Here is a 12,630-nt window from a genome sequence, read left to right on the forward strand (position 1 = left end):
TATTGCTTCGGTTTTAGAGTAGAGTTTTACTGTTAAAGATACCATGAAAAGGGGGTAGTGTAAACAGACCGGAACGTCCGGCGCGAGATCGCTTGCCCAAAAAATATTTTAAATTCCGGCCACCTTGTGCTATTTTTATTGTTTCGGTCGAAAAACGCGAACCGGAACAAGGAGCCATATTTAAATGGACTACAAAGAGACCCTCAACCTTCCGAAGACAGACTTCCAGATGCGGGCCGAGCTCCCCAGAAAGGAGCCCGAGACGCTAAAGGCATGGGAGGAGACCGGCCTCTACGGGAAAATAATGGAGGCTGGCAAGGGCAGGCCCAAATACACCCTTCACGACGGGCCGCCATACGCCAACGGCAACATCCACATCGGCCACGCCCTCAACAAGATACTCAAGGACATCGTGGTAAAAAGCCGTTTCATGAACGGCTTCTCTACCGACTATGTGCCGGGCTGGGACTGCCACGGCCTCCCTATAGAGCTGCAGGTGGAAAAGGAGCTCGGCAAGGAGAAGTCCCAGCTCTCGAAGGTTGAGATAAGAAAGCGGTGCAGGGCCTATGCCGCGAAGTTCGTCGATATTCAGCGCGAGGACTTCAAGCGCCTCGGCGTATTCGGAGAGTGGGGCAACCCGTACCTTACGATGGACTTCGCCTACCAGGCCTCGATACTCCGCGAGCTCGGCAGGTTCGTCTCAGAGGGGCTCGTCTACAAGGGCAAAAAACCCGTCCACTGGTGCTCGTCCTGCAGGACCGCGCTGGCAGAGGCAGAGGTAGAGTACTACGACAAGACCTCCCCTTCGATATACGTAAGGTTCTCACTCGACAAGGGGGAGCTTGAAAAGAGGCTCGGCCTCTCGATCCCGGACGAGAAGGCATATATCGTCATCTGGACCACCACCCCATGGACCCTGCCGGCGAACCTGGCGGTAGCGCTCCACCCTGAGCTCGATTACTCGCTCGTATCAGCCAGCGGGGCGGCATATATAGTCGCGAAGGGGCTCCTTGAGGAGGTATCAAAAAAACTCGGATGGGAGGCCCCGAAAGAACTGAAGGAATTCCGCGAGGAGGCCTTGAAGGGGCTCAAGGCCCGCCATCCCTTTATCGACAGGGACTCGCCCCTGCTGCCCGGCGAGCACGTAACCCTTGACGCGGGCACCGGGGTAGTACACATCGCGCCAGGCCACGGCCAAGAAGACTACGAGCTGGGGCTAAAGTTCGGCCTCGAGATATATAACCCGGTAGATAACGCCGGCAAGTTCATGCAGGTAGTGCCGGAGTTCGCAGGCCAGCAGGTCTTCAAGGCCAACGACGCCATAGTAGAGCTCCTCAGGCAAAACGGCTCGCTGCTTCTGAAAGAAGATATAAAACATTCATACCCCCACTGCTGGCGCTGTAAATCACCTATCATCTTCAGGGCCACAGAGCAGTGGTTCGCCTCGATGGAGGCCGGGGGCTTGAGGGCCAAGGCGCTCGACGCCATCTCGAACAAGGTGCGCTGGATCCCCTCCTGGGGCAGGGACCGCATCTATAACATGGTCTTGAACAGGCCGGACTGGTGCCTCTCCAGGCAGAGGGCATGGGGCGTGCCGATACCCGCGCTAAAATGCAAGGGATGCGGAGAATCGCTCCTGGATGCCGGCCTTATAGAGTGGCTCGCCAGGGAGGTCGAGAAAAAGGGCGCTGACGTCTGGTTTGAAAAGGACGCAACAGAGCTTGCGTTGGCAGGCACCGCCTGCCCGAAGTGCGGGTCAAAGGAGTTCGAGAAGGAAGAAGACATCCTCGACGTCTGGTTCGACTCCGGCGTAAGCTTCTCGGCGGTGCTCGAATCGCGCGGCAACCTTAAATTCCCGGCTGACCTATATCTCGAAGGCAGTGACCAGCACAGGGGCTGGTTCCACTCGTCGCTCCTCGCCTCAGAGGGCACACGCTCCACCCCGCCATACAACGCCGTCCTCACACACGGGTTCGTGGTCGACGGCTCAGGCAGGAAAATGAGCAAGTCCATCGGCAACGTCGTCGCCCCGCAGGAGGTCATCGGCAGGTACGGAGCCGAGGTCTTGAGGCTCTGGGTGGCTGGCGAGGACTATAGAGAAGACATACGCATTTCCGAAGAGATCTTGAAGAGGCTCTCCGAGGCTTACAGGAGGATAAGGAACACCTTCCGCTTCATACTCGGCAACCTCTACGACTTCGACCCGGCCAGAGACGGGGTAAGATACGAAGAGCTGGAAGAGCTCGACAGGCTTACCCTCCATAAGCTCGCGAAGCTTACCGCGCGCTTAAGAGAGGCTTACGAGGAATTCGAGTTCCACGCCGTCTATCACTCGGTCCACAACTTCTGCACGGTCGACCTCTCGGCCTTCTACCTCGACGTAGTAAAGGACAGGCTCTATACCTACAGGGCCGACTCAAGGGGGCGCCGCGCGGCCCAGACCACCATCTGGCTTGTGCTCGACCACCTTCTGCGCCTCACCGCCCCGGTGCTCGTCTTCACGACCGACGAGGCATGGGGGTTCATGCCTGGGGAAAAAGCGGAGAGCGTGCACCTCTCATCAATGCCTGAACCGGAAAAGGAATGGCTCGACCCGGCGCTCGAAGAGAAATGGGAAAGATTGATGGCGTACAAGGGCGAGATAGCGAAGGCCATCGAAGGTGCGAGGCAGGGCAAGATCGTCGGCCACCCCCTTGACGCTCAGGTAGTGCTCTATCCGCCCGCCAAGGACCTTGAGCTTATGATGAGCGAGGAGAAGGCCCTCGAGGAGGTGCTTATCATCTCAAGGCTCATCGTATCCCAGGAGCCGTTGGTCGAAACCTCTGCGGGAGAGGCTTCGTTCAATTTCAAGTCCCAGGAAATACCGGGCCTTGACATCGTCGTCGGCAAGGCCGAGGGCGGCAAATGCGAGAGGTGCTGGCACTACAGCACCTACGTCGGGAAGGACCATGAACACCCGGCTATCTGCGACAGATGCGTGGAGGCACTGGCATAAGCGTCCATTGGAAGATATTCGCGGCTACCGTCCTGACGGTAGCCGCCCTCGACCAGGCTACGAAGCTCATCATAACGCAGAGCCTCCCGGTCTACAGCGGCGTAGAGGTCGTCCCGGGCTTCTTCAGCATCGTCCATTACCTTAACAAGGGGGCCGCCTTCGGGATACTTAACGACGGCGGGGCCGCCAAAAAGCTCTTCCTCATAGGCGTCTCGCTCGTCTCGCTCGCCATTGTTACGTTCCTCATAAGGCAGTCCACTAGCAGGCTTCACTCCTTCGCCTTCTCGCTTATAGCCGGTGGCGCTGTCGGGAACCTCATCGACAGGGTCCGCTTCGGCTCTGTCGTGGACTTCCTCGACTTCTACCTCTACACGCGCCACTGGCCCGCATTCAATGTCGCGGACTCGGCCATAACCGCCGGGGTCGCCATCGCGCTCTTCTCTTATCTTTTCGGTAACGAAAAATCCGGGGAAGAAAACATTTAAAGGCAGAATACGGTTGGCACGCGAACGCATCGCGCTTCTGTGGCGGGGTAAAGGTTGTTCGCCGCAGATCCGGCCTTATTTCGAGCTGCTAAATCTTATCGAGGCCCAACCTCCTTGCCTCTGCCTCCACAAAGCCCTTTACCGCGGCGGTGTCTTCATCGGAGAGCGACATGAACATCAGCCCGTAGCCGCCAAATAACGTCTTGTTGGCAACCTCGGTGGTAGACCACTTAACCGTTGCCTTTGCCTCCAGCACCCGCGCCGTACCCGGCAAAGAGAACCTGAGCCTTACTACCGCCCCCGTCAGAAGCTCCGATTTTGTGTTGAGGAATGCCCCTGTATCGCTCAGGTTCAGCAGAAACCCGGTCCTGGTGATATCTCCGAGGATGAAGTCCGCCGCGATAGATACAGGCACCCTTATCCTGGGCTGCCCCTGGGCGACCTTCTCCGGGAAGAGGAGCCTGTTGACCCTGAAGACTATCTGCTCTGGCGTAAGCCCTTTTGTCATGAGGCCGCTCGCCCCCAGCGCCTTGAGCTTATCCATGACCTCACCCGGCTCATAGACGCCGGTGATGATGAGAACCGGGAACCTGCCCTGGAGACCGTTCTCGGATATCCAGTTGAGGACCCCGAAACCGTCGATATCGGGCATCTGGAGGTCGAGCATCAGGAGGTCTATGCCGCCGGAGTCTATCGATATCTCCCTTATAAGCTCCCTTCCGTCCTTCGCGAACTTGACCTTGTGCCCTGCCTCCACAAGGATGTCGCTCAGCTTGGTCCTGAAAAAAATGGAATCGTCCGCGACAAGGATGCGCTTGGAGTCCTTTGTTATCATTCCCTGCTTCCTTTCTTATTTGAACGCGTGGAAAGATTCGCCGGGGACGGTTTTTTTGAAGCTTAGACGGTCAGGAGAAACGAGGCTGGTGAACGGGTCGTATTGGTTCGCGATTTCCCCGGGCATGCCGGGCAGCAGCCCGGACACTTGGATTATACAGGAAACGGGCTGCCGCGGTCAATCGCCTTCGGCCTTGGGCATCTCCCATGTAGCGTAAGTGCATGAGGGGTATTTGGAACAGCTGAAAAAGGTCCTGCCCCTCTTTGTCCTTCTCTCGACGATCATGCCACCGTCCTGGTTCGGGCATGGGATGCCCGTGGAAAGCGGCTTCGTGGTCTTGCAGTTGGGGTAGTCCGGACAGGCGAGGAACCTGCCGAAACGGCCGCTCTTGACTATCATGTTCTTGCCGCAGGTCGGGCACGGGGTGTCGGTCGTCTCTGTGGTCCTCTCAAGCGGCACCACCTTGCCGTCCTCGCCTGTCGTGAAGTCCTTGGTGTTCTTGCAGCCCGGATAGGCGGAACAGGCAAGGAACTTGCCCTTTCTGCCCCATTTTATGACCATGGCGCTCCCGCACTTCTCGCAGGTGATGTCTGTGGGCACCTCTTCGGCCTTGACGTTCTTCATCTCCTTTTTCGCCTTCTCAAGGCTCTCCTTGAAGGGGCCGTAGAACTCCTTCATCGCCTCGCGCCACTCCATCTGCCCGTCCTCTATCATGTCGAGCTCCTCTTCCATGTGGGCGGTGAACTCTACGTCGAGTATGCCGGGGAAGCTCTGGACAAGGAGGTCCGTGACCATGAAGCCCAGCTCCGTGGGCTTCAATTGCTTGTTCTCCTTCACGACGTACTCCCTGTCCTGTATGGTCGAGAGTATGGCCGCGTAGGTCGAGGGGCGGCCTATGCCCTTCTCCTCCAGCTCCTTTACGAGCGAAGCCTCGGTATACCTGGGCGGGGGCTGGGTGAAGTGCTGAGCCGGGTCGAGGCCCAGGAGCTTCAACGCCTCCCCTGCCTTGAAGGCCGGAAGCCTCTCCTCCTTTTCCTCCTCAACGTCCTGCCCTTCGATGTATACCGCCATGAAACCCTGGAACTTGACGGTAGAGCCTGAGGCCGAGAAGGTATAGTCCTTCGCCTCTATAAGGGCCCTCGTCTGGTCCATGATGGCAGGCGTCATCTGGCAGGCTATGAACCTGTTCCAGATGAGCTGATAGAGCCTGAACTGGTCCCGGGAAAGGTCTTTTTTCACCGCCTCCGGCGGGTACTGGAAGTAGGTCGGCCTTATGGCCTCGTGCGCGTCCTGGGTCTTTTTCTTGGTCTTATAGATATTGGGACCCTTGGGCAGGTAGTCCGCCCCGAACTTCTGCTCGATATGGACCCTTGCCGCCGCTATGGCCTCGTTGGATATCCTTGTGGAATCGGTCCTCATGTAGGAGATGAGGCCTACAGGGCCTTCGTTCCCTATCTCGACCCCTTCGTAAAGCTGCTGCGCGAGCATCATCGTCTTCTTGGCTGTGTATCCGAGTTTCCGCGCCGCCTCCTGCTGGAGCTTACTTGTGGTGAACGGGGCTGCCGGGTTCCTCTTCGTCTCCTTTGATTCGACCTCGGCCAGCTTGAAGGGCGCTCCTTCAAGCCCCGAGAGAACGGTCCTGGAATCGAGTTCGTTATTGAGATCGATCTTCTTCCCGCCCTTTTTGGCAAGCTTCGCCGTGAAGGCGTCGCCTGCGAGCGTTTCAAGCCTCGCGGTTATCGACCAGTACTCCCTCGGGACAAAGGCCTGTATCTCCCTCTCCCTTTCGCAGATGATGCGGACCGCGACAGACTGCACCCTGCCGGCTGAAAGCCCCCTTCTCACCTTGTCCCAGAGTATGGGGCTCACCTGGTATCCGACGAGCCTGTCGAGGACGCGCCTTGCCTGCTGGGCCTCGTACTTGTGCTGGTCCAGGGTGGTAGGGCTTGAGATGGCCTCCTTGACGGCCTTTTCGGTTATCTCGTTAAAGAGGACGCGGAACGTCTTCTCCTTCTTCTTGTCTATCTCCTCGGCTATATGCCATGCGATAGCCTCGCCCTCCCTGTCAGGGTCGGGCGCCAGAAAGATCTTTTCAGCGATCTTGCCCGCCTTCTTCAGCTCGCGTATCGTATTGGCCTTGCCTTTTATAAGCTCGTAATGGGGCTCAAAGCCGCTGTCTATCTCTATCCCGAGCTTGCTCTTGGGAAGGTCCTTTATATGCCCTACCGAGGCAAGCACCATGAAGTCCTTGCCGAGGAACTTGTTTATTGTCTTTGCCTTCGCGGGTGACTCGACTATTACAAGCGATTTTGCCATCTTACCCTGTGTATATGCGGTTTTTTATTTTTGAACCACCGGACAATCGAAACTATTCCCCGGAGTTCGGCCCTTGTCAAGCAAGCGTGCTGTAATTGGATTTGCAGTGCCGGACATCATGACGGCATCGGGACGATAAGCGCCTGTAAAACGCCAGCAATTATAACATAATCCGCTCCCGATGGCCGTCTAAAATCGAAAGCTGGTTTTTTAACAGGTTGCTGAAAAACTCAAAACACTTCCAGCCGTTAGACCCGTCGCATGAAGCATTTCCCCGGCTTCTGCTCTACAAAGCCCTTCAGCTCCATTTCAAGGAGAAGGGTCGAGGTCCTCGCTACAGTAAGGCCTGTCCTGTCGATGAGGCTGTCTATCTGAGCCGGCCCTTCTTCGAGGGCATCGAGTATCATCATCTCCTCGGCTCCGGCCTTAAGCTCTGAGGCTTGCCTGCCCTGCGTAAGCGGGCTTATTGAAAGGGCCGCAGCCACGTCGGATGCGCTCTCGACCAGCATCGCCCCATCCTTGATGAGCTTGTTCGTGCCGGTGCTCCTGTATGAGGTCACCTGCCCAGGCACGGCGAAGACCTCCCTGCCCTGTTCGAGGGCGAGCCTCGCGGTCATGAGAGAGCCGCTCCTTAAAGGCGCCTCCACCACCACGACCCCCATGGAGAGCCCGCTTATTATCCTGTTCCTCCTCGGGAAGTTATGCGGAAGCGGCGGAGTCGACATGAGGTACTCGGTTATGAGCAACCCCTTTTCCGCTATCTCATCGTAAAGCTTTCTGGACTCTCCGGGGTATACGATGTCAACTCCGGTGCCAAGGACCGCGACGGTAGCGCCGCCGGCTGAGAGCGCCCCTTTGTGGGCCGCGGTATCGCATCCCCGGGCCATGCCGCTTACAACTGTAGCGCCCATATAGCCGAGCTCAGTCCCGAGGGTCTCGGCCATCTTAAGGCCATAATGGGTCGGATGTCTCGTCCCCACCACACCAACCGCCGGGAAGCCGTCCCTGTACTGCGCGCCCTTCATGTACAGCAAACATGGCGGGTCGTAGATCCTTTTAAGGGCCGATGGGTACTCCGAGTCTTCAAAGGTCACTATCCTCGCGCCGTCCTTGTGCGCGAGCTCACGCTCCTTTTCGACCCTGTCCCATGCATCGAACGCCCTTACAGACCTGGCAAAAGGGACGGAGAAGCCTTCAAGGGCTTTTTCGTCGGATGAGAATATCTCCTCCGGGCCATTGAACCTCTCAAGCAGGGTAACGACGCTTAAGCGTTCCATGCCCCTCAGCATGCTGAGGGCAAGCCAGTATTCAAGCCTATCCTTACCCAACGATCTCCCCTCAGGCGTTTTTTCTGCTCGGCTTGTTTTCGGGATGCTTGCCAGTTGGGCGGCTTTCAAGCCGCCCAACTGTTGTGAGCCTACTCGGTACGGAGCGTCGATACGCCGTCGCCCCAGACTATCGCTCTGGTGCTCTTGACCAGGACCGCGGTAGACGCGCCATCAGATGTCTCTATTACGACGAGAGAGCCCAGCTCAAGGGGCGGCAACTGGATCTCTTTGCCGTTCATCGGGTCCGGCACTTTAGGGACGGCCCTGTAGACGCGCATCATATTGCCGGGCTTGAGCCCGTCCCTGGAGCCTTTGTCGATATAGACTACGTCGCCGGACGACAGGTTCTCCTTGCCCTCAAGGGCAGTGACGATCACGCCGGCGACATCGGTATCCGCTTCGGTTATGGCGACTTCAAGGACAGGCGCGCTGTAAGGCCTGAGCTTCGCGCCGACCGGGACCTCATGATAGACTCTGTCGACCGTGCCCTCGACCACATCTGCGACCTTTGTGACAATAACGCTGCCGAGTACATCTATCTCGTAGCCAAGGCCCTTTCCGGTCTCCGGGTGCTTGATCCGCCTGCCGGCGGCGAATATGGTATAGCGGTCCCCGGCATTGACGGAAGCCTTATCCTTAAACGTCAGGAAGACATCCTCGCCATCGCCGAAGTAGTTGTTTTTCTCTTTGGTGGCGGCTATGGCGCCGCTGCCCTTCAGGTCTTCAACCGAGATAAAGCCGCTCCTCGCGATCGCATGGTCTTTAAGCTTCGGCCCCGCCGGGGCTTCCGGCGCTTTCACCTCTTCAGCTTCTGGTTCGAGGAGCTCGACCTTCTCGGGGGGCTCCTCGAGGGTTACCTTATCAAGGCCTTCCGCTTTCGCGTCAGCCGGCTCCATTACCTCTATCCCGTCTGGCGTGATCCTTACGATATTGCCGGGGTAGATAAGGTGCGGGTTCTTGATGTAAGGGTTGTTCTTCCAGACCCCTGGCCACTTAAACGGGTCTTTAAGATACTTTTCAGAGATATCCCAAAGGGTATCCCTTGGGACTATCTTGTGGTAGACCGGCTCTCCCTCAATGGCTGCCTCAGGTGTGGCTGCCTCAGGCGCCTCACCCGCGGTCGCGTGCGCGGCCATGAAGACCGACGCTAAAAGAGCGGCTATAAATAACCTTTTCGTGGCCATCTTTGCACCTACCTTTCGCCTTTCAGGGCCTTTCTGGCCATTGCGGCGGCGTTCGAGGAAGGGTACTTCGAAAGGAGCCTTTCGAAGTACGCATTAGCCTGCTCTGACCTACCCATCTCCTTTAGCGACAATCCCGCCTTCAGAAGCGCGTCAGGGGTCTTGTTCTCCTCGGGGTACTTATCGGAGACTTCAGCGAACTTCTCAAGGGCTTTTTCAAAATCCTTCTCGGTGTAGTACGCCTCCCCTATCCAGTAAAGGGCGTTGTCGGAGAGGCTGTGCCTCGGGTATGCCTTTATAAACGAGGTAAAGACCTGCCGTGCCTCTTCATACCTGCCCGCCATGAAAAGGTCCTGCCCCCTGTTGTACATCGGCTCGGCATCCTTCATGGACTCTCTCGTGGTATGGCCTTTCTGGTCCGGGCCCGGGTTATACCTTAAAGGCTCCTCGGCGAGAGGCACGACCTTGAGCCCCTCTGGCGGCGCCGCGGGCACCGAGGCGGCGCTCAATTTTTCGATCTCGGCCCTGGAGGCGTCAACCTTCTCCTGGAGGAGGGTCAATCTGTTGCCAAGGTCGTCTATCCTGCCGTTGGAGGCGTCGACGGACGCCTTAAGCTCATTGACCTTGATGGAGAGCTGATCGATGGCCAACTGCTGCTCCTTAAGCCCGGCGCAGCCGGATAGGGCCAGCGCCGTGAGGACGAAAAGTACCGGTTTTAGCTTCATTTTGGGAAACTTAATCTCCTTCTCCTCGATTTGTCAAGCAAAATTAAAGAAACCGGCCCGGGGCTTTTCGCCTTCATAGACGAATTTACCCCCTGGATAAAGGCGCGTCAGTGACCCGAATCACGCTCCCCGGTATCGAGCATCTCCTGGATCTTCCTCCCGAGAGCGGCCTTCCCCTCGCCGGTAGTCGCAGAAAAGAGGACGGGGCTGCCGAGGTCGACCGTCTTTTTTATCCCGGACAGCCTCGATGAGAGCTGGTTTCTGGATAGCTTGTCGACCTTGGTGAATACCACGGTGCAAGGGATGCCGTGCCCATTAAGCCACTCAAGGACGTTACCCTCCTCTTCCCCCACATCCCTCCTCGGGTCGAGGATAAAGAGCGCGCCCTTTATGCTGCCGCGCTTCCTGAAGTACTCCTCGGTCATCCGCTTCCAGGACTTTCTTTCCTCCAGCGAGACCTTGGCGTAGCCGAATCCCGGCAGATCTACCAGGAAAAAATCCCCGTTTACGCGGTAGAAGTTTATGGTCCGCGTCTTTCCGGGCTGAGAACTGGTCTTGGCAAGCCCTTTCCTGTTAACGAAGGAATTGATGAGGGAGGATTTCCCGACGTTGCTCCTGCCAATGAGCACAACCTCTGGCGCCCCGGCGGCAGGGCACTGCTCAAGCTTCACCGCGCTTGCTATGTACTCAGCTTTTGCCACCCTTATCATGTTACCGTAATTATCTCCTCGTAGGTAGTAACGCCCTGGAGCATCTTCCTTATGGCCGATTCCCTCAGGGTCGACATCCCGTCTTCCCTCGCGGCCTTGAGGATTGCCGAGGTATCGACCGTCTTTGAGAGGACGGCCTTTACCTTTTCAGTAAAGTCCATTATCTCGAATATCCCGTTCCGCCCCCTGTAGCCGGTGCCCCTGCATTCAGCGCAGCCCTCGCCGTAGAAGACCTTGTACTCGCGTTCCTTTAGCCTCAGGTTCTGCATCTCCTCGACAGAAAGCGTCCGTTCCTTCCGGCAGTGAACGCAGATCTTTCTTACGAGCCTCTGCGCCAGTATCCCGGCGACAGTCGAATTTATAAGGAAGGGCGGCACGCCGAGGTCAGTAAGCCTTGTAACTGTCGATGGGGCGTCGTTGGTATGCAGGGTCGAAAATACAAGGTGGCCGGTAAGGGCGGCCTGCACGGCGTTATCGGCCGTCTCCCTGTCCCTTATCTCGCCGACCATTATTATATCCGGGTCCTGTCTCAATATGGTCCGGAGGCTCCCGGCGAAGTCGACCCCTATCGAGGGCTGGACCCCGACCTGGTTGAACTCCTCTACTATCATCTCTATCGGGTCCTCGATGGTGACTATGTTCACCTCAGGCGAGGAGAGCGACTTGAGGGCAGAATAAAGGGTAGTGGTCTTCCCGCTCCCGGTGGGGCCCGTGACGAGCACTATGCCACTCGTCCTCTTGAGGAATGAACTGAAGGTCTCAAGCTCCCTCGGGGTAAATCCGAGGGCCGCTATATCCTGGAAAAGCAGCTCCGGGTCGAATATCCTTATGACTATCTTTTCTCCGAAGGCCGTGGGCAGGGTCGAGACCCTGAGCTCTATCTCCCTGTCCCTGAAGGCGGTCTTTATCCTGCCGTCCTGCGGCTTTCTCTTCTCGGCGATGTCCATCCTGGAGAGCATCTTTATCCTGGAGACTATCGACGGGTGCACTGCCTTGGGTATGGTGTGTATGTAGTGGAGCACCCCGTCTATGCGGAGCCTCACCAAAGACCTGTCCCTCTTGGGCTCTATGTGTATGTCGCTCGCCCGCTGGTCGTAGGCGTAGTGGAGGAGGTACTCGACCGCGTTCACTATGTGCTGGTCGGTTGCCTCGAGCTCTACCGCGCCCTTGAGCCTTACGTACTGCTCGAGGTTCCCCAGGTCTCCAACGCCGGAAGATTCCTTTTCCGCGGCCCCGACCGAGTACCTGAAGCCGTAGAACTCCCTCACGATCTTAAGGATGTCGGTCTTCGAGCTCAAGACAAGCTCAAGCCTCATCTTAAGCGTCGACTTGAGGTTCTCTACGGCCTCGAGGTTAAAGGGGTCGGCCACGGCGAGCGTTACCACGCCGCCCTTCTCCTCTATAGGCACCACGAGATAGCGCTGGGCGAACGGCCTGGGTATATGGGACGTTACGATATCGAGGTTGAGCTTTAGAGGGTCTATCTTCCTGTAAGGGAGGCCGACCTCGGAGGCGATGGCCTCTGTTATGGCGTCCTCGGTAAGGTACTTCTCGGAGCCGGGTATATGGAACTCTAAAGAGGCTATGACCTCTGCCTGGGATACAGGCTCATTGATGGTCTGAAGGCGCCTGGAAGAGTAGAACGAGTCCTGCGTCTTGCGTAGCCGCGCCCTCTGGGCCTCGCCCCTGATGGCGATCTCCTTCTCATCGGCTTCGCTCAGGAGCTTCTTCTTCCTGAGGACCCCGGCCACGAACTCAAGCGTAAGTGTCTTTTTCTCTGTCATTCCCGGGCCTTTGTCACTCCTGGCTCTTCTTCATCCTTTTCGGCAGGAGGGCGGCTTTCTTTACCCCTGCCTGCCTCGATGAACTCTGCCAGGAGCCTGTTCGTCCTCTCCTGCTCTTCTACGATCTTCCGCAGGAGCCCCTTTACCCCGAATACCGAGAAGGGCATTGCTACCCAGAGCACAAGTATCGCGCCGAGCGAAAAAAGTATGAAGATGACAAAGGCTATGATAACAGATAGGGCTGAGTCGGCAATTGGAATGTACATGTCCC

At 57.3% G+C, this 12,630-nt stretch carries 10 protein-coding genes; 2 read left to right on the forward strand and 8 right to left on the reverse strand.

Annotated features, from left to right (window positions below; translation table 11 throughout):
* The first annotated feature begins 184 nt into the window (after window positions 1–184).
* Both A2V21_305650 and A2V21_305655 read left to right on the forward strand, forming a co-directional pair.
* Complete coding sequence (locus A2V21_305650; GenBank protein OIJ73794.1) at window positions 185–2,995, forward strand: isoleucine--tRNA ligase; 2,811 nt, start codon at window positions 185–187, stop codon at window positions 2,993–2,995.
* Window positions 2,974–3,480, forward strand: coding sequence for a signal peptidase II (locus tag A2V21_305655; protein ID OIJ73795.1), 507 nt, complete (start codon window positions 2,974–2,976; stop codon window positions 3,478–3,480). Before A2V21_305650 ends, A2V21_305655 begins: the two co-directional genes overlap by 22 nt.
* Window positions 3,481–3,568: 88 nt before the next feature.
* On the opposite strand, the gene A2V21_305660 is transcribed toward A2V21_305655, so the two are convergent.
* The 8 genes from A2V21_305660 to A2V21_305695 form a co-directional block, all read right to left on the reverse strand.
* Window positions 3,569–4,315 (reverse strand): hypothetical protein, encoded by a 747-nt coding sequence (locus tag A2V21_305660; GenBank protein OIJ73796.1) that lies wholly within the window; start codon window positions 4,313–4,315, stop codon window positions 3,569–3,571.
* Window positions 4,316–4,492: 177 nt separating this feature from the next.
* Entirely contained in the window at window positions 4,493–6,631 is a 2,139-nt protein-coding gene (locus tag A2V21_305665) for a DNA topoisomerase I (GenBank protein OIJ73797.1), read from the reverse strand.
* Between the two features lie 248 nt (window positions 6,632–6,879).
* Entirely contained in the window at window positions 6,880–7,920 is a 1,041-nt protein-coding gene (locus tag A2V21_305670; GenBank protein OIJ75070.1) for a DNA protecting protein DprA, read from the reverse strand.
* Window positions 7,921–8,048: 128 nt separating this feature from the next.
* Window positions 8,049–9,143, reverse strand: a complete 1,095-nt coding sequence (locus tag A2V21_305675; GenBank protein OIJ73798.1) for a hypothetical protein — start codon at window positions 9,141–9,143, stop codon at window positions 8,049–8,051.
* An 8-nt stretch (window positions 9,144–9,151) separates the two neighbouring features.
* The gene (locus tag A2V21_305680) at window positions 9,152–9,865 is read right to left on the reverse strand and encodes a tol-pal system protein YbgF (GenBank protein OIJ73799.1); all 714 of its coding nucleotides are present in this window, start codon (window positions 9,863–9,865) and stop codon (window positions 9,152–9,154) included.
* Window positions 9,866–9,972: 107 nt separating this feature from the next.
* A complete protein-coding gene (locus tag A2V21_305685) occupies window positions 9,973–10,572 on the reverse strand; it encodes a hypothetical protein (GenBank protein ID OIJ75071.1) in 600 nt (199 codons plus the stop codon).
* Window positions 10,572–12,359: a type II secretion system protein E gene (locus A2V21_305690; protein ID OIJ73800.1), complete on the reverse strand. Its 1,788-nt coding sequence runs from the start codon at window positions 12,357–12,359 to the stop codon at window positions 10,572–10,574. The genes A2V21_305685 and A2V21_305690 overlap by 1 nt, the downstream gene beginning before the upstream one ends.
* Window positions 12,356–12,625, reverse strand: a complete 270-nt coding sequence (locus tag A2V21_305695) for a hypothetical protein (GenBank protein ID OIJ73801.1) — start codon at window positions 12,623–12,625, stop codon at window positions 12,356–12,358. The genes A2V21_305690 and A2V21_305695 overlap by 4 nt, the downstream gene beginning before the upstream one ends.
* Window positions 12,626–12,630 lie beyond the last annotated feature (5 nt).

Source organism: Deltaproteobacteria bacterium GWC2_55_46 (assembly GCA_001595385.3).
In the GTDB taxonomy this organism is placed as follows: domain Bacteria; phylum Desulfobacterota; class GWC2-55-46; order GWC2-55-46; family GWC2-55-46; genus UBA5799.

Excerpts from the sequence above, each read along its gene's own strand:
- A2V21_305655 (OIJ73795.1), top strand. The coding sequence starts at position 2,974 with ATGCGTGGAGGCACTGGCATAAGCGTCCATTGGAAGATATTCGCGGCT.
- A2V21_305680 (OIJ73799.1), bottom strand. The coding sequence starts at position 9,865 with ATGAAGCTAAAACCGGTACTTTTCGTCCTCACGGCGCTGGCCCTATCC.
- A2V21_305660 (OIJ73796.1), bottom strand. The coding sequence starts at position 4,315 with ATGATAACAAAGGACTCCAAGCGCATCCTTGTCGCGGACGATTCCATT.
- A2V21_305650 (OIJ73794.1), top strand. The coding sequence starts at position 185 with ATGGACTACAAAGAGACCCTCAACCTTCCGAAGACAGACTTCCAGATG.
- A2V21_305675 (OIJ73798.1), bottom strand. The coding sequence starts at position 9,143 with ATGGCCACGAAAAGGTTATTTATAGCCGCTCTTTTAGCGTCGGTCTTC.
- A2V21_305690 (OIJ73800.1), bottom strand. The coding sequence starts at position 12,359 with ATGACAGAGAAAAAGACACTTACGCTTGAGTTCGTGGCCGGGGTCCTC.
- A2V21_305670 (OIJ75070.1), bottom strand. The coding sequence starts at position 7,920 with ATGCTGAGGGGCATGGAACGCTTAAGCGTCGTTACCCTGCTTGAGAGG.
- A2V21_305665 (OIJ73797.1), bottom strand. The coding sequence starts at position 6,631 with ATGGCAAAATCGCTTGTAATAGTCGAGTCACCCGCGAAGGCAAAGACA.
- A2V21_305695 (OIJ73801.1), bottom strand. The coding sequence starts at position 12,625 with ATGTACATTCCAATTGCCGACTCAGCCCTATCTGTTATCATAGCCTTT.